The organism is Enterobacter sp. RHBSTW-01064, assembly GCF_014103035.1.
Taxonomy (GTDB): Bacteria; Pseudomonadota; Gammaproteobacteria; order Enterobacterales; family Enterobacteriaceae; genus Enterobacter; species Enterobacter mori.
This window is the reverse complement of the sequence record NZ_JABXOU010000004.1, coordinates 351,463-367,871: the sequence shown is the minus strand read 5'-3', so window position 1 is coordinate 367,871 and position 16,409 is coordinate 351,463. Positions and strand designations below refer to the sequence as shown.

Annotated in this window: 19 protein-coding genes; 13 read left to right on the top strand and 6 right to left on the bottom strand. The window is 53.5% G+C overall.

Annotation, left to right across the window (positions count from 1 at the left end; all coding sequences use genetic code 11):
- The first annotated feature begins 1 nt into the window (after nucleotide 1).
- The 3 genes from HV355_RS14785 to HV355_RS14775 are packed head-to-tail and all read left to right on the top strand — an operon-like array spanning nucleotide 2 to nucleotide 2,156.
- Nucleotides 2-952: a fimbrial protein gene (locus HV355_RS14785; protein WP_182402447.1), complete on the top strand. Its 951-nt coding sequence runs from the start codon at nucleotides 2-4 to the stop codon at nucleotides 950-952.
- 10 nt (nucleotides 953-962) lie between these two features.
- Entirely contained in the window at nucleotides 963-1,475 is a 513-nt protein-coding gene (locus HV355_RS14780; protein ID WP_182402537.1) for a fimbrial protein, read from the top strand.
- A gap of 39 nt (nucleotides 1,476-1,514) precedes the next feature.
- Nucleotides 1,515-2,156 (top strand): LuxR C-terminal-related transcriptional regulator, encoded by a 642-nt coding sequence (locus HV355_RS14775; RefSeq protein ID WP_182402535.1) that lies wholly within the window; start codon nucleotides 1,515-1,517, stop codon nucleotides 2,154-2,156.
- 63 nt (nucleotides 2,157-2,219) lie between these two features.
- On the opposite strand, the gene fdhF is transcribed toward HV355_RS14775, so the two are convergent.
- Nucleotides 2,220-4,370: a formate dehydrogenase subunit alpha gene (fdhF, locus tag HV355_RS14770; RefSeq protein WP_182402445.1), complete on the bottom strand. Its 2,151-nt coding sequence runs from the start codon at nucleotides 4,368-4,370 to the stop codon at nucleotides 2,220-2,222.
- Between the two features lie 29 nt (nucleotides 4,371-4,399).
- On the opposite strand from fdhF, the gene HV355_RS14765 reads away from it, so the two are divergent.
- Nucleotides 4,400-4,549 carry a hypothetical protein gene (locus tag HV355_RS14765; RefSeq protein WP_159077883.1) on the top strand — a complete coding sequence of 50 codons (150 nt, stop codon included), beginning with the start codon at nucleotides 4,400-4,402 and terminating at the stop codon, nucleotides 4,547-4,549.
- 8 nt (nucleotides 4,550-4,557) lie between these two features.
- Here the strand turns inward: HV355_RS14765 and HV355_RS14760 are convergent, their stop codons facing one another.
- From HV355_RS14760 to ycgZ, 3 genes are read right to left on the bottom strand one after another with little or no spacing between them, the layout of a single operon-like run.
- Complete coding sequence (locus tag HV355_RS14760; RefSeq protein ID WP_010430215.1) at nucleotides 4,558-4,836, bottom strand: biofilm development regulator YmgB/AriR family protein; 279 nt, start codon at nucleotides 4,834-4,836, stop codon at nucleotides 4,558-4,560.
- Nucleotides 4,837-4,865: 29 nt separating this feature from the next.
- Nucleotides 4,866-5,186, bottom strand: a complete 321-nt coding sequence (locus HV355_RS14755) for a hypothetical protein (protein WP_182402443.1) — start codon at nucleotides 5,184-5,186, stop codon at nucleotides 4,866-4,868.
- Between the two features lie 4 nt (nucleotides 5,187-5,190).
- Nucleotides 5,191-5,430 carry a regulatory protein YcgZ gene (ycgZ, locus tag HV355_RS14750; protein ID WP_010430219.1) on the bottom strand — a complete coding sequence of 80 codons (240 nt, stop codon included), beginning with the start codon at nucleotides 5,428-5,430 and terminating at the stop codon, nucleotides 5,191-5,193.
- 341 nt (nucleotides 5,431-5,771) lie between these two features.
- On the opposite strand from ycgZ, the gene HV355_RS14745 reads away from it, so the two are divergent.
- Nucleotides 5,772-6,992: a diguanylate phosphodiesterase gene (locus HV355_RS14745; protein ID WP_182402441.1), complete on the top strand. Its 1,221-nt coding sequence runs from the start codon at nucleotides 5,772-5,774 to the stop codon at nucleotides 6,990-6,992.
- 187 nt (nucleotides 6,993-7,179) lie between these two features.
- Nucleotides 7,180-7,908: a MerR family transcriptional regulator gene (locus HV355_RS14740; protein WP_108416834.1), complete on the top strand. Its 729-nt coding sequence runs from the start codon at nucleotides 7,180-7,182 to the stop codon at nucleotides 7,906-7,908.
- 160 nt (nucleotides 7,909-8,068) lie between these two features.
- Here HV355_RS14740 and tssD read toward each other — a convergent pair whose 3' ends face one another.
- Entirely contained in the window at nucleotides 8,069-8,560 is a 492-nt protein-coding gene (gene tssD / locus HV355_RS14735) for a type VI secretion system tube protein TssD (RefSeq protein ID WP_148399478.1), read from the bottom strand.
- 241 nt (nucleotides 8,561-8,801) lie between these two features.
- Nucleotides 8,802-9,326 (bottom strand): DUF2778 domain-containing protein, encoded by a 525-nt coding sequence (locus tag HV355_RS14730; RefSeq protein ID WP_182402439.1) that lies wholly within the window; start codon nucleotides 9,324-9,326, stop codon nucleotides 8,802-8,804.
- 442 nt (nucleotides 9,327-9,768) lie between these two features.
- Here HV355_RS14730 and sufA point away from each other — a divergent pair, with 442 nt between their 5' ends.
- From sufA to HV355_RS14695, 7 genes are all read left to right on the top strand, one after another.
- Nucleotides 9,769-10,137: a Fe-S cluster assembly scaffold SufA gene (gene sufA, locus HV355_RS14725; RefSeq protein ID WP_010430228.1), complete on the top strand. Its 369-nt coding sequence runs from the start codon at nucleotides 9,769-9,771 to the stop codon at nucleotides 10,135-10,137.
- Nucleotides 10,138-10,145: 8 nt separating this feature from the next.
- Complete coding sequence (gene sufB, locus HV355_RS14720) at nucleotides 10,146-11,636, top strand: Fe-S cluster assembly protein SufB (RefSeq protein ID WP_010430231.1); 1,491 nt, start codon at nucleotides 10,146-10,148, stop codon at nucleotides 11,634-11,636.
- Between the two features lie 9 nt (nucleotides 11,637-11,645).
- The gene (sufC, locus tag HV355_RS14715; RefSeq protein ID WP_108416836.1) at nucleotides 11,646-12,392 is read left to right on the top strand and encodes a Fe-S cluster assembly ATPase SufC; all 747 of its coding nucleotides are present in this window, start codon (nucleotides 11,646-11,648) and stop codon (nucleotides 12,390-12,392) included.
- Nucleotides 12,367-13,638 (top strand): Fe-S cluster assembly protein SufD, encoded by a 1,272-nt coding sequence (sufD, locus tag HV355_RS14710; RefSeq protein WP_174339400.1) that lies wholly within the window; start codon nucleotides 12,367-12,369, stop codon nucleotides 13,636-13,638. Before sufC ends, sufD begins: the two co-directional genes overlap by 26 nt.
- The gene (gene sufS, locus HV355_RS14705; RefSeq protein ID WP_108416838.1) at nucleotides 13,635-14,855 is read left to right on the top strand and encodes a cysteine desulfurase SufS; all 1,221 of its coding nucleotides are present in this window, start codon (nucleotides 13,635-13,637) and stop codon (nucleotides 14,853-14,855) included. Before sufD ends, sufS begins: the two co-directional genes overlap by 4 nt.
- 14 nt (nucleotides 14,856-14,869) lie before the next feature.
- Nucleotides 14,870-15,286, top strand: coding sequence for a cysteine desulfuration protein SufE (gene sufE / locus HV355_RS14700; protein WP_108416839.1), 417 nt, complete (start codon nucleotides 14,870-14,872; stop codon nucleotides 15,284-15,286).
- 97 nt (nucleotides 15,287-15,383) lie between these two features.
- Nucleotides 15,384-16,397, top strand: a complete 1,014-nt coding sequence (locus HV355_RS14695; protein ID WP_120158827.1) for a L,D-transpeptidase family protein — start codon at nucleotides 15,384-15,386, stop codon at nucleotides 16,395-16,397.
- The last annotated feature ends 12 nt before the right edge of the window (nucleotides 16,398-16,409 follow it).

Genomic DNA, 16,409 nt, shown 5'->3' with positions numbered 1-16,409 from the left:
CATGAAATTCATTCAGGCTATTATCCTGCTCTGTTTACTCACCGGCTGGAATAACAGCGTGCGTGCAGGGACCTGCACGACAATAACACCGCAAGTGTCCACGCTGTCGGTGGGCACGATTAATGTCCAGCGCGATGCACCTGTCGGCACGGTGATATTTTCCGGCGCGGCCACCTATACGGGATCCTATCTTACCGGGTGCAGTAATCCATTAATGCTCGGATTTAGCATGCGCTATAACAACGCCACGTTGAGCAGCTATGGCAACCATGTTTACAACACCAATATCAGCGGGATTGGTATTCGTTTTTCTTCGAATAACTACTTTGAAAATCCGACCAATACGTTTTCTTATAATGCGCAGACCTCTTATGTTGACTGGTACGGCGGTAGAGTTGAGCTGGTGGTCACCGGTCAGGTATCGTCAGGTGCCTTAACGTCGGGAGTCATAGGCGTAGTGACGCTTCAGGGGAGCGACGGCGTCTACCGCGACGGCCTGACGACCCAGCTCACCAGCGGGACGATTAACGCGCTTGCATGCAGTATTACCACGCCTCAGCTGACGTTCTCCATCGGCGATATCTCCGCCTCAGCGTTTGGCACGGCGATCGGCACCACCCCCACAGGCGCGCAGAATACGCAAAATTTGGGGTTAACCTGCACCCCCGGAACCAATATTAGCGTTTCGCTTGGTGGAATTCAGAACCCGGACAGCACCAATACCAGCGTAATGGCGCTAACGGGACAGGGGATGACCGGTACGGCAAAAGGCGTGGGCGTGCAACTTTTATATAACGGCACGCCGCTGGTGCTGAATAGCCGCCTGCTATTAAAACAATCTTCGGGTGGACTAGAGACGCTGCCGTTAACGGCGCGATATTACCAGACGTTAACGTCTGTCGAATCCGGCGCGGCCAATGCCTCTGCCACGCTTAATTTGACCTACCAGTAGCAGGTAAATGATGAAACTCTCGCACAAGAAACTGGCCTTTCTCGCCTTATTGAGCTGGAGGGCTTTTTCCGCCGATAACGTGAATCTTGACGTGACGGGAAATATTGTGGCCTCGCCCTGCATATTTAATGGCGGGAATACGCAGCTGGATATTAATCTCGGCAATATTCAGGCGACAAACATGGAGACGCCAGGATCATCCTCCGACCCAGTGACGTTTAATCTGCAGTTTACGCAATGTCCCGCGGGGACGCGCAGCGTGACGGTCTCCTTCACCGGAAACCCCGATCCGGTTGCCGGGGCGGACTACTACATGAACAGCGGCTCGGCAACGAACGTGGCGGTGGCCATGCGTGAGGCGGGGACCGGCACGCTCAAAGGAACGGGCTCCAGCATGACGCAAAATATTGCCGCCGACCGAACGGCCAGCATGCCCATGCAGGCATCGGTGATATCCCAGGCCGGTGGCGCGACGCCGGGAAGCATCAGCGCGGTTGTTGTGATGACGATGCAATACAACTGAATGCCGGAAAGCGCATTTATCATGAGACGTGGGGGAACTATGTTGAATATCCTGATTCAGGAAACGGATTTATTTTTTCAGGCCGGGTTGCGGTATTTTTTCGAAGATTTTTTTGAGCATAATTTTCATCGATCCATCCATTTTAACGCTGGCCTGACCGAGGACAACGTCATTCAGGCGGATATTATTGTCCTTTCGCTCTGTCAGGGGGAAACGCTGACCTGTTTTCCTGAATTACAGGTCCGGGAAAAAGGGATTGTGATAGGTCTGGTGGATGATGAGCACCGTTTTTCCGCGTTGCCCTCCTGCTTTCAGGACATTATTTTTCTCTCTCGCCGCGCTTCGCTCGATCGTATAAGCGGGGCATTGTTTATCGCCTTGTTCAGGGCGCAATTACCGGGCTACGCCTGGAATAAAAAATCCTGTTTCGAATGCCAACATAAAGTCCTGTCACCGCAACAGATTCGAATTATGGTGAATTTCTATCAGGGACACTCGGTTGTGCAGACCGCCAACATATTAAAGATGAGTGATAAAACGGTCTTTACCCATAAATATATGATGATGCAGAAGTTTAACCTGCGCAGTGATTACGAGTTGATCGTTCTGCTCAGAAGGTTAATGGAGAAAAAGAGTCGGCCAAACCCGCTGCGCGATTACCTGGAAAATAATTATGCATGAGCGGTAATTTGATATTGCTGCAGAGAATATGCCGGGCAAGCGTAGCGCCGCCCGGCAGTACATTCACACGTTTACCGCACTGATTAACCGCGACTTCATGGACTGGTAGGCCGACGCCGCAAAATCTTCGGCCCAGCGCTGATCCTCAATCGCCTCCAGCTGCACCGCGCAATACTTCGTTTCCGGCGTTTTGGAGACGGGGTCGAGGTTATCCTGGGTCAGCTCGTTGCAGGCGCCAATCCACCACTGATAGGTCATGTAGACGGCTCCGGCATTGATGCGTTCGCTGATGCTGGCGCGGGTTATCACTTTACCCCGGCGTGAACGTACCCAGACCAGTTGGCCGTCTGCAATTCCCAGTCTATGGGCATCGGCGGGGTTCATCTGGACGCGTCCAGGCTCGTCGGCCAGGCTTTGCAGCGCCGCGCAGTTTCCGGTCATGGAGCGACAGGAGTAGTGCCCCACCTCGCGTACCGTGCACAGCACCAGCGGGTAATCCTCATCCGGGGTTTCCGCTGGCGCGCGCCAGGCGGCAGCAAAAAGTTGCCCTTTGCCCGTTGGGGTGTCGAACTGATTGTCCTTGTACAGGTAGGGCGTACCGGGGTGGTCGAGCGTCGGGCACGGCCACTGAACATGGCCCATCTCGCCCATTTTTGCGTAGGTCACGCCGTAGAACAGCGGGCACAGTTCGCGCATTTCGTCCCAGATCTGCTGGTTGTCGTCGTAATGCATCGGGTAGCCCATCTCCGTCGCCAGCAGGCTAATGATCTCCCAGTCGCGCTTCACGTTGCCGCTGGCCTCAATGGCTTTCCCGAAACGCTGGAAGCCACGATCGGCGCAGGTAAAGACGCCGCCGTGTTCACCCCATGACGTGGCCGGTAACAGCACGTCCGCCACTTCCGCCGTTTTGGTCATAAAGATGTCCTGAACCACCACGAAATCGAGCGCGTCGAAACCGCGACGGACCAGGCCGAGATCGGCTTCTGTCTGAAGCGGATCTTCCCCCATGATGTAATACGCTTTGACCTTACCTTCCAGCGCAAGATGCGGCACTTCGGTGATGCGCGTCCCGACGCGATCGTCCATTCTGTTGACGTCTATCTTCCACGCATCGGCAAATTTCTGTCTGACCGCCGGGTCCGTTACTTCCTGATAGCCGGGGAACATATTGGGCAGAACGCCCATGTCACACGCGCCCTGAACGTTGTTTTGCCCGCGCACCGGGCCAACGCCGACCGCCGGACGGCCCAGGTTGCCCGTCAGCAGCGCCAGGCTGGAAAGGCCTTTCACCACATCGACCGCCTGACCAAACTGGGTAACACCCATCCCCCACATTACCGTCGCTGACGGTGCCGCCGCGAACGTGCGCATTGCCTGGCGCACATCGCGCGCGGGGATGCCCGTCAGATGCTCCACGCGCTCTGGCGCGTAATCTTTGACGATCTGTCGGTACGCCTCGAGCCCTTCCGTAAAACGTGCGACGTAGTTTTTGTCGTACAGTTCCTCTTCCAGCAGCACATAGCCAAAGGCATTCACCAGCGCCATGTTGCTGCCGTTTTTCAGCTGAAGATGCTGATCGGCAATGCGCGCTGTTTCAATGCGCCGCGGATCGCAGACGATGATTTTTGCGCCATTCTCACGCGCTTTCAGCACGCGCCGGGCGACGATAGGGTGAGAGTCTGCGCAGTTATAGCCGAACACCAGCAGGCATTTTGAGTTTTCAATGTCGTTGATTGAGTTACTCATGGCGCCGTTACCGAGCGTCTCCTGCAAACCGGCAACCGAAGGGCCATGGCAGACGCGCGCACAGCAATCGACGTTGTTGGTATTAAGCACGGCACGGGCGAATTTCTGCATGACATAGTTGGTCTCATTACCCGTTCCTCGCGAGGAGCCGGTAGTCATGATTGACCGTGGACCGAACTGTTCTTTGATGCTCTTGAGCCTGTGGGCGGTATAGCGAATGGCCTCTTCCCAGGTGACGGGGGTAAACGCCTCTCCTTTGTGGTAGCGGATCATGGGCTGCGTCAGGCGGGGGGTGAGCAGGCGGGTGTCGTTAAGGAAATCCCAGCCGTAGAATCCTTTCAGGCAAAGTGTGCCCTGATTGGTGACGCCGTCTGCTGCTTCGGCTCGGATAATACGGTTATTTTCAACGACGAGGTTAAGTTTGCAGCCTGCACCGCAGTACGGGCAGACGCTGGCGATTTTTTTCATCAATAACAGACCTGTTAAGAAATGAAGCAATGTTTAACTGGAAAGCCCAGTCCCTTATTGGCTTAAGCAGGATCCATGCCACATTACTTGCGCTTGATTTACAGGGAGTTATCGACGAGCGGCGTGTCATCGTCAGGCTGTTCGTCAGAATTGACGATGACATGCTCGCTTTTTTGTGAGGAGGGGGTCAAAGATCGTCCATGGTGTAGCCGACGACGATTTCCAGCGTCTTGCGGATCACATCCGCCTGAACGACATCGTCAGTGGCTTCCAGCGTCTGGATCAGCCAAAGGATAATGGCCTTATTGGTCAGATGCCCTTCAGAGGCAAGGACACAGCGTACTGCAGTAGAAAAAACAGCGGACTCTTCAGCAAAACGTTCGCCTGCATGACGGAAGTACTCCGATAATGCACTGTCTAGAAAGGCAGAATGAAATTCGGGTTGAAGCTGAATATTTTGTCTCATTTGTTCTCACCGTAGCTGTATGGTTGCAGTCAATGTATCTTCTTTGGATCGGACGGTTTTCCATTACCAAATAACGGCACTACATTGTCTCGACTCTCTTTGAGAGATCCCTCTCTTTTTGGTCGTCCGTGTGCGGTTCTGCGACGTTTAAAGGCGAGGTCATTTGAACCGATTTCGGCAATCACCCTCGCAAGTGTCTCCCGCCGCTGGGGATCCTTTTCATGTGCTTTCATATTGCGCAGTCGCTGGATGAGACCTTCGGTTGTCACAGGGCCACGCTCTCTCAGAAGAGAAAGAACGGCTTCACCGATTAGCTGGTCGATCAGACGATCTGCGTCACTACTGTTCATCAGGTTACCGTTCGAAAAGCAGTCCAAGCAGCATGTGATAATGCTGTTCCTCTTCCGGGCCTTCAGCCCTTTCGAGACGACTTAAAAGTTTGGTACAGAGCGATTTGCGATTGAGATGTCGCCCGTCGCTAAGAATTTCAACAACCACCTGACCCAGCGTCTCCTGCTGAGTAGGTAGCGCGGCTTTCTCGAAGTACTGCGCGATTGCTGCTGCTGAATCTGCGACATAACCGTTCTGGTTCATGTTTCGCTCCTGTAAATATCCGTAATCAGTAACGTTACAATTAAGGTATACATATTTTCCAAATCTGTACATTTAAAATGTACAGATTTTTAAACTTTTCTTGATATATTTTATAATTTATATAAATATCAGTTGGTTGTGTGCGTGTTGTTTAACGCTATCGTTGCAGGATATATTGTACAATCTCGGTTGTGTTCAGAGAGTTGTACAACGCCAAAACCCGGCTTTGTAAATGCGCTAAATCATTGACGTGTAAATTATTTGTTAAGCAATGAATGTGCTATAACAACACTCTATCCACGATCTTTTCGTGGCCGAACCTATAAACCCCCAGGAATAGCATGCTAACAACCATCATTTACCGCAGTCATATCTGCGAGGACGTTCCGGTGAAAGCGCTGGAAGAAATGGTAGCTGCTGCAAATCGTAAAAATCGGCACTCCGATGTCACGGGGATCTTGCTGTTTAACGGCACACATTTTTTCCAGTTACTTGAAGGGCCAGTTGATAATGTGACGGCCATCTATCAGCATATCTGCCGTGACCCGCGACATCATAATGTGGTGGAACTCATGTGCGATCACGGTCCCTTCCGACGCTTTGGCAATGTGGGTATGGAGCTTTTCGATTTGCGTCAATTTGATACAGACGAAGTGCTCCAGCAGGTGCTTGATAAAGGGACGACGAAGTACCGGTTAACGTATAACGACCGTGCCCTGCAGTTTTTCCGCACCTTCGTTGAGGCCACCGAAAAAGCCAACTATTTTGAACTGCCTCCGGCGAACAGCTGGGAATTTATTTCCGAAGAGACGCCCTTATCCGCGCAGTCAGAGGTTGTGGCAAAAGGTGCAGAGTGCAGCTTTGCGTTTCAACCTATCGTCGATCCCTTTATGCAACAGATTGTCTCCTGGGAAGCGCTGATTCGTACAACAGAAGGGGACTCACCTGCGGCCTATTTTCAGACTCTGCCGCAAGACGCGCTTTATGAGGCCGATCTGAAGAGCAAGCAGGTGGCACTGTCGATGGCCAGCGCGCTGGGGCTACACACCCAAACGCTGTCCCTCAATCTGCTGCCGATGACGCTGGTTAACGTGCCTAACGCGGTTGATTTCCTGCTCACGGTCATTGAAGCGAATGGTTTTGTGCCGGAACAGATCGTTGTCGAGTTCACGGAGAGTGAAGCGATCTCCCGCTTTGACGAATTTACGCACTCAGTCAGGCAGTTAAAGAGCGCGGGAATCAGCGTGACGATCGATCACTTTGGCGCAGGGTTTGCCGGGCTGCAGCTGCTGGCGCAGTTCCAGCCGGACAGAATTAAGATTAATCGGGATTTGATAGCCAACGTGCACAAAAGCGGCCCGCGCCAGGCGATTGTACAAGCCATCATCAAATGCTGCGCGTCCCTGGAAATCCAGTTCTGCGCGGTGGGGGTAGAGCTGGCTGAGGAGTGGATGTGGCTGGAATCCGCCGGAATTTCGCAGTTTCAGGGGCATCTGTTCGCCAGCCCGCGCCTGGGCGGGATCCCGGCTGTTGCCTGGCCTGAAAAAAAGAACGATTTTTAAAAACCTGTACATGACACCCGAGAGTTAACTGTACGAACAGAGAAATTTGGACAACAATAGATAAACGAGTGAAAGGATTTGACCCCTTTCACTTGTCTCATAACGGGGAGTTGGTTATACAAATGCGTTGTACAATCTGATAAGGTTGGTGCGGTTAGGTATGGAAGTGTTGAGCGTGAGGGAGTTAATGGCCTATTACAGTATCGGCGAAGTCGCCGAACGATGCGGTATCAACCCCGTTACGCTGCGCGCCTGGCAACGCCGTTATGGTTTGTTGAAGCCGCAACGCAGCGAAGGGGGCCATCGTCAGTTTGACGATGAGGATATCCTGCGTATCGAAGAGATCAAGCGCCTGATGAAAACCGGCGTCTCGGTCGGAAAAGTCAAAGCGTTACTGGAAAATAAAGAAGAGCTGACGCAGGGCAACTGGGCCTCTTTCCAGGAAGAGATGATGACGGTTCTGCGTTACGCCAGCCCGGGTAAACTGCGCGCCAAAATCGGCGAGTTCCGCCGCGATCATGCGATGGATGCGCTGATTGATAACATTATTTCTCCGGTCCGACAGCGAATGAACCAGGACCAAAATACCGTGCGTCACATGGCGAGTCTGTTTGACGGCGTACTGATTGAATTCGCGGTTGCAAGCCTGGCGGAGTCCCGCAAAAAAGGCGGTAAAGACGCGCTCCTGATTGGCTGGGAATGCGACGACCGAACGCATCTGTGGCTTGAAGCCGCGCGTTTGGCACAGAAGGGTTGGCATATTGACGTGCTGGCTGAACCCATCGATTCACCGCGTCCTGAACTGTTCCCGGGGCAAAAAATCTTCGTCTGGACGGGGAAATCCCCCACACCTCGCCAGCAGGAACAGCTCGATCACTGGCGTGAACAGGGGTTTGCTGTTTCATTTCATCATTGATCGTAAGAGGCCTTGAGGGCCTTTTTTGTTTTTTTCACTTACTGAGCAAAAGTTAACTTCGCATGTTTAATGTTCCGAGGCGTCATCAGGAGCGTGAAAGGATGAGCACCATTATCAGATAATTCACAAAAGAATAGGTGGCGGTGCTCCTTATTATTACTCAGCTTGTATGGCGCTCATTCCATGCATCTGAAAATTGGATATTACCGTCAATAATTCTCCAGGTGATTTTTTCATATTGAATGCTGACACTTTCAATATGATTCATTTTATCGTTGCCCGCCAGCTTAACATTTGGAACGCTACAGTGGACGCCCGTTAATTTCACATTCTCCATAAGAACGGTGTAATAGCAAACCTCCTGACCTGCATCATTGATGTGATAAAACCTGATTTCTGCGCTTTTCAACGTCTGCCCGGTTGCTGCAGCCTTGTAAAGATATGGTGTAGCGCTATCAACTTCTTTTTCAATCATCATGGATGAGTGCTGGCGGGTGCCGGTGATTTTGCCGTTTGCGCTGTCAACGGGCAAGTTTATACCGTGGCTCAGGCCGATAATTTCAATACTTCCTTCACGATCTTGTACGTCAACAGATCCTTTGATATCTGCACCGCCATCGTCTTTAAGCCACATATAGGGAGGTATAGGCATTTATTTGTTCCTTATTTTTTCGAGTAAATTCATTGTTATAATATAAAAAGGGATGATGATAATTAGCATTATAAGCCAGTCAATAAATGAGTAGGCGTCATACATTGATTCTGCATTCTCATTTCCGGTGATAATCATGGCTGTTGTTCTGGCTAAATCATAGTTAATATATATCTCAGGGCCTGGTAGAATATGACCTACAGTGAGTAATAAAATGAGAAAATAAATAATTTTACATGCCCTACGAGCAAGGTTTTTTAATGTAGCCACCAGCTACGACCTCCACCCATCCCCGCGCCATTAATGATCGCATGCATGGGACCTGAATAAGCGATGTATTCATTAGCGCGTTATGAATCATCGCAAAATCAGACATGTTGGCGATAGTTATGCAACCTTTTGAAACCGTGCCTGGATGGAGTCGGAAATTTCCACGTTTTACGCTTTCTACCCATGTGTAATCATCAATACCCCAGTCCTCACGCCACAAAGCAAACCAGTCCGATTTACCAAAAGCATTTCTGCCAATAAATCTGTTAGCTCCATCGTGAATTTCCTCTTTTTTTTGCGAAAACCAGTTACCCTCCCTGCGATCTACAATCCAGTATTTCCCTAAGGGAATAGGACCCGTATTGGCGACATGTCCGCAACTGGCATTGTTTCTGCTGGCCCCCAACCCTGAGTGCGCCATGAACACGCCCACCCCATACAAATCGAAAGGCGCGTAATCTGCGCCGTTCAGAATCATCTTTCCCTGTAACGCCATATGACACCTATTTTCCATTAAATGTGTATGGTTAATGCTACAGCGATTGATAATGTGATTCAGAGGGACTGCATGATTTTCAGAAAAAGACTCTGATTATCCGATTGTTTGCTGCTGGGGTAGCACTTGTTTCTGTGCGCCAAAGCGCATTCGTTTGACTATGTTTACGACAGCTAAAGAAGCTATCTTAAAAATAGGCATTTCCGATGCATATTTTACTTTTCTCCTCATCGCCACAAATGCCGCGGCGAAATGCATTATTTATCAATGCATTGAACAATTAAATCCATCCTGCCTGCATCCTTCTACAGGGTCTATGCTTAATAAAAGTAACCAAAAAGGGCGGTTTACCCGGATGCCCCTACTGACAGGGGGTTGAAGTGATAATCGTTATCACTAACATGGTGTTATGCCCTGATGGCTATTCAGACGAGGTGGACCTATGGAACTGCATTCAGAAACCTTTAATCCGGCCGATTTTGCCTGGCGCGGTTTAACGCTCACGCCAGCGGCGGCGGCACACATTCACGAGCTGGTGGCGAAAAAGCCCGAGATCCTTGGCGTGCGTTTAGGCGTCAAACAGACCGGATGCGCAGGTTTTGGTTACGTGCTTGATACCGTCACCGAACCCGAGAAAGATGACCTGGTCTTCGAAACCGACGGCGCGAAACTGTTCGTTGCGCTGCAGGCGATGCCCTTTATTGACGGCACCGAAGTGGACTACGTCCGCGAAGGCTTAAACCAGTTATTCAAATTTCATAACCCGAAAGCCCAGAACGAATGCGGCTGCGGCGAAAGCTTTGGGGTATAGGCGGTACTATGTCTCGTAATACTGAAGCAACGAGTGATGTGAACACCTGGAGCGGCGGACACCTGAATTATAAAGAAGGGTTCTTCACGCAGCTGCAGACCGATGAGCTGGCGAAAGGCATCAACGAAGATGTCGTACGGGCGATCTCGGCCAAACGTAACGAACCCGAGTGGATGCTCGAATTTCGTCTGAGCGCCTTCCGCGCCTGGCTGGAAATGGAAGAGCCGCACTGGCTGAAAGCGCACTACGACAAGCTGAACTATCAGGATTACAGCTACTACTCCGCGCCCTCCTGCGGCAGCTGTGACGACACCTGCGCCTCGCAGCCGGGTGCGGTACAGCAAACCGGCGCAGAAAACAGCTTCCTGAGCAAAGAAGTTGAAGAAGCCTTTAATCAGCTTGGCGTGCCCGTTCGCGAAGGAAGAGAGGTGGCGGTGGACGCCATTTTTGACTCCGTCTCGGTGGCGACCACCTACCGCGAGAAGCTGGCAGAGCAGGGGATCATTTTCTGCTCCTTCGGCGAAGCGATTCACGATCACCCGGAACTGGTGAAAAAGTACATTGGGACCGTGGTGCCCTCTAACGATAATTTCTTCGCGGCGCTCAACGCGGCGGTAGCCTCCGACGGCACCTTTATTTATGTGCCGAAAGGCGTACGTTGCCCGATGGAGCTGTCGACTTATTTCCGTATCAACGCGGAAAAAACTGGCCAGTTCGAACGTACCATTCTGGTGGCCGATGAAGGCAGCTACGTCAGCTATATCGAAGGCTGTTCCGCGCCGGTACGAGATAGCTATCAGCTGCACGCGGCGGTGGTGGAAGTCATCATCCACAAAGACGCCGAGGTGAAATACTCCACGGTGCAAAACTGGTTCCCGGGCGACGGCAACACCGGCGGTATCCTGAACTTCGTCACCAAGCGCGCACTGTGCGAAGGCGAAAACAGCAAGATGTCCTGGACCCAGTCGGAAACCGGCTCGGCCATTACCTGGAAATACCCGAGCTGCATCCTGCGCGGGGATAACTCCATCGGTGAGTTTTACTCGGTGGCGCTGACCAGCGGCCATCAGCAGGCCGATACCGGCACCAAGATGATCCACATTGGTAAAAACACCAAATCCACCATTATCTCGAAAGGGATCTCCGCCGGGCACAGCCAGAACAGCTATCGCGGGCTGGTGAAAATCATGCCGACGGCCACCAACGCGCGTAACTTTACCCAGTGTGACTCAATGCTGATTGGCGCTGACTGCGGCGCGCATACCTTCCCGTACGTCGAGTGCCGTAATAACACGGCCCAGCTTGAGCACGAAGCGACCACGTCGCGCATCGGGGAAGACCAGCTCTTCTACTGCCTGCAGCGCGGGATCAGTGAAGAAGATGCCATTTCAATGATTGTGAACGGCTTCTGTAAGGACGTGTTCTCTGAACTGCCGCTGGAATTCGCCGTTGAAGCACAAAAACTCCTCGCCATTAGTCTTGAACACAGCGTCGGTTAAGGAAAGCACATGTTAAGCATTAAAGATTTACAGGTTAGCGTGGAAGAGAAAGCCATCCTGCGTGGCCTCAATTTTGACATTAAGCCGGGTGAAGTTCATGCCATCATGGGGCCGAACGGCTCCGGGAAAAGTACGCTTTCCGCGACGCTGGCAGGACGCGAAGATTACGAAGTCACCCACGGCTCCGTCGAGTTTAACGGCAAAGATCTGCTGGAGATGTCGCCGGAAGAGCGGGCCGGGGAGGGCATTTTTATGGCCTTCCAGTACCCGGTAGAAATTCCGGGCGTCAGCAATCAGTTCTTCCTGCAGACGGCGCTGAACGCGGTGCGCAAATATCGCGGTCTCGACGCGCTGGACCGCTTCGACTTCCAGGATCTGATGGAAGAGAAGATCAAGCTGCTGAAAATGCCGGAAGACCTGCTGACCCGTTCGGTCAACGTCGGCTTCTCCGGCGGTGAGAAAAAGCGTAACGACATTCTGCAGATGGCGGTGCTCGAGCCCGAGCTGTGCATTCTTGATGAGACCGATTCAGGCCTGGACATCGACGCCCTGAAGATTGTCGCGGACGGGGTGAACTCGCTGCGTGACGGCAAGCGCTCGTTTATTATCGTCACCCACTACCAACGCATTCTTGACTACATCAAACCAGACTACGTCCACGTGCTTTACCAGGGGCGCATTGTGAAATCCGGCGATTTCACGCTGGTTAAACAACTGGAGGAGCAGGGTTATGGCTGGCTTACCGAACAGCAGTAATGCACTCCAGCAGTGGCACCGGCTGTTTGAAACGCAGGGGCAATCGCGTTCTGAACAGGCTCAGCAGCACCTTCAGCAGATGCTGCGTCTGGGTCTGCCCACCCGTAAGCACGAAAACTGGAAATACACACCGCTCGATGGCCTGCTGAACGGCGAGTTTGTCACGCGCTCGGCGGACGTCACTCCGGCCCAGCGAGACGGGCTGGCGTTACCTGTGGATGCGCTGCGCCTGGTCTTTGTCGACGGCGTGTTTCACCCGGAACTCAGTGACGAGACGCAACACAGCGGCTTTGAGATCGCCGTGAATGACGTTCATCAGAGTCTGGCCGCACCGGTTCAGCCGGAGGTCTTCCTGCATCTCACCGAAAGTCTGGCGCAGTCTGTGACGCATATCAGCGTGAAACGTAACCAGCGTCCGGCGAAGCCGCTGCTGCTGATGCACATCACTCAGGGGCTGGACGGTGACGAAATCAACACCGCGCACTATCGCCATCATCTTGAACTGGCGGAGGGGGCAGAGGCCACGGTGATTGAACATTACGTCAGCCTCAACGAGACGCGCCACTTTACCGGCTCGCGTCTGACGATGAATGTGGCGGCCAATGCCCAGCTTCACCACATCAAGCTGGCGTTTGAGAACCCCCAGAGCCACCACTTTGCCCATAACGACATTTTACTTGGGCAAGATGCCGCGGCCTACAGCCATAGCTTCCTGCTCGGCAGCGTGGTGCTGCGCCACAATACCAGCACCCAGCTTAACGGTGAAAATACCACGCTACGTATTAACAGCCTGGCGATGCCGGTCAAATCTGAAGTGTGCGACACGCGCACCTGGCTTGAGCACAACAAAGGCTATTGCAACAGCCGTCAGCTGCATAAAACTATCGTCAGCGACAAAGGGCGCGCGGTGTTTAACGGCCTGATTAACGTGGCCCAGCACGCCATTAAAACCGACGGACAGATGACCAACAACAACCTGCTGCTGGGGCGTCTGGCGGAAGTGGACACCAAACCGCAGCTGGAGATCTACGCCGATGACGTGAAATGCAGCCACGGTGCGACGGTCGGGCGGATTGACGATGAGCAGATGTTCTACCTGCGCTCCCGCGGTATCGATCGGCAGGCGGCGCAGAAGATGATCATCTACGCGTTTGCCGCCGAGCTGACGGAAGCGCTGCACGATGGCGCGTTAAAACAGCAGGTGCTGGCCCGTATAGGTCAGCGTCTGCCTGGAGGCGAAGCATGAGTTTTCCCGTCGAGAAAGTACGGGCAGATTTTCCCGTTCTGACCCGTGAAGTGAACGGTCTGCCGCTGGCCTATCTGGACAGCGCGGCCAGCGCGCAGAAACCGAATCAGGTGGTGGATGCAGAAGCAGAATTCTATCGTCACGGCTACGCCGCCGTGCATCGCGGTATTCATACCCTGAGCGCCGAGGCGACCCAGCGTATGGAAAACGTTCGCACGCAGATTGCCGCCTTCCTCAACGCGCAATCGCCTGAAGAGCTGGTCTTCGTGCGCGGCACCACCGAAGGGATCAACCTGGTCGCCAACAGCTGGGGCAACGCACAGGTGCATGCGGGCGATAACATCGTCATCACGCAAATGGAGCACCACGCCAATATCGTGCCGTGGCAAATGCTCTGTGAGCGCGTTGGCGCGCAGCTGCGGGTGATCCCGTTGAATGCCGACGGGACGCTTCAGCTTGAGCAGCTTGACGCGTTGCTGGATGAGCGCACGCGGCTGGTGGCCGTCACCCAGGTCTCTAACGTCCTGGGGACTGAGAACCCGGTGGCGGAGATTATCGCAAAGGCCCATCAGGCAGGGGCGAAGGTACTGATTGACGGCGCGCAGGCGGTGATGCACCACGCGGTTGATGTCCAGGCGCTGGACTGCGATTTCTACGTCTTCTCGGGACACAAGCTCTACGGCCCGACCGGGATTGGCGTGCTGTATGTGAAAGAAGACATCCTGCAGGCGATGCCGCCGTGGGAAGGGGGCGGATCGATGATCGCCACCGTTAGCCTCTCAGAAGGGACTACCTACGCCCGCGCGCCGTGGCGTTTTGAGGCGGGCACGCCCAACACCGGGGGCATTATCGGGCTGGGGGCGGCGGTCTCCTACGTTTCTGCGATTGGCCTTGATGCCATTCAGGAATATGAACAGCTGCTGATGCACTATGCGCTTGCCCAGCTTGCCAGCGTACCGGATCTTACCCTCTACGGACCTGCCGACCGGCAAGGGGTGATCGCGTTTAATCTCGGGAAACACCACGCCTATGACGTGGGCAGTTTCCTCGATAACTACGGCGTAGCGGTCCGTACCGGGCACCACTGCGCCATGCCCCTGATGGCGTTTTACCAGGTGCCGGCAATGTGTCGCGCGTCGCTGGTGATGTACAACACAACGGAAGAGGTCGACAGGCTGGTGGCGGGGCTTAAGCGCATTCACCAGTTGCTGGGCTAACGGAGAGGCGAAAGATGGCAGAACTGCCGGATAAAGATAAATTGCTGCGCAACTTCGGGCGTTGCGCTAACTGGGAAGAGAAATATCTCTATATTATTGAGTTGGGGCAGCGTTTAGCGCCGCTCAGCGAAGAGGCGCATAACCCGGATAATATTATTCAGGGCTGCCAGAGCCAGGTGTGGATTGTGATGAAGCAATCTGCCGATGGCACTATCGAATTACATGGCGACAGCGACGCTGCGATTGTGAAAGGGCTTATTGCCGTCGTCTTTATTCTCTATCACCAGATGTCGGCGCAGGACATTGTCGCTTTTGATGTTCGTCCCTGGTTCGAAAAAATGGCGCTCACCCAACATCTCACCCCGTCCCGATCCCAGGGACTGGAAGCGATGATCCGCGGCATTCGCGCCAAAGCTGCAATCCTTAGCTAGACTTACAGAACAGCATTCATTCTGTTTCGCGAGGTGGTTCCCGCCTCGCTGGTTTTTCAGCTTTCTGGCGTTCTGTCAGTGAATAAGGAATCTCAGCATGAAGCGCGCGTCTCTAATAACTCTATTACTCCTTGGTTCGCTCGGTGTGCTTAATTCGGCCCGGGCGGTGGATTATCCGTTGCCGCCCGCAGGCAGCCGTCTGATTGGGCAAAATCAAACCTACACGATTCAGGAAGGCGACAATAAACTGCAGGCCATTGCCCGCCGGTTTAATACGGCTGCTCAGCTTATTCTTGAAACCAATAATACCATTGCACCGGTGAACCCCGCGCCGGGGACGGTGATCACCATTCCTTCTCAAATGCTGCTGCCGGATACCCCGCGGGAAGGGATCGTGGTCAACCTGGCTGAGCTTCGGCTTTACTATTTCCCGCCGGGGGAGAATATCGTTCAGGTCTTCCCGCTCGGTATCGGGCAGTTAGGACTGGAAACGCCGGTGACGACCACCCGTGTGAGTCAGAAAATCCCTAATCCAACCTGGACACCGACAGCGGGCATCAGGGCGCGCTCTCTGGCGCAAGGAATTAAATTGCCGCCGGTCGTGCCAGCAGGGCCAAATAACCCGTTAGGACGCTTTGCGCTGCGTTTAGGCGTAGGGAACGGTGAATATCTTATCCACGGCACCAGCGCGCCGGACAGCGTCGGTTTACGGGTCAGTTCAGGCTGTATGCGGATGAACGCGCCGGATATCAAAGCGCTGTTTGGGCAGGTGCGTGTTGGCACGCGGGTCCAGATTATCAATGAGCCGGTGAAGTTTGCCGTCGAGCCGGACGGGAAACGCTACATCGAAGTACACCGTCCGTTAGCGCAGGTTGAAGGGGAAAACCCACAGGTTGCGCCCATTAGCCACTCCGAAGATTTCGCGACCTTCGTGTCTCAATCGGGGAGTGATAAAGCGCTTATCGATAAAGCCCTGTCACGTCGTGCGGGGATCCCGGTGGCAGTGTCTGCCGGTAGTGGTCCATCAGCCAGCAACAGCGTGTTGTCGGTGCAGAACAGTCGGGTGTCAGCTGCGGTAGCCGAAGAGGAAGGAGAGAGGGTGACGCAGTAGGGGTTTGACGAA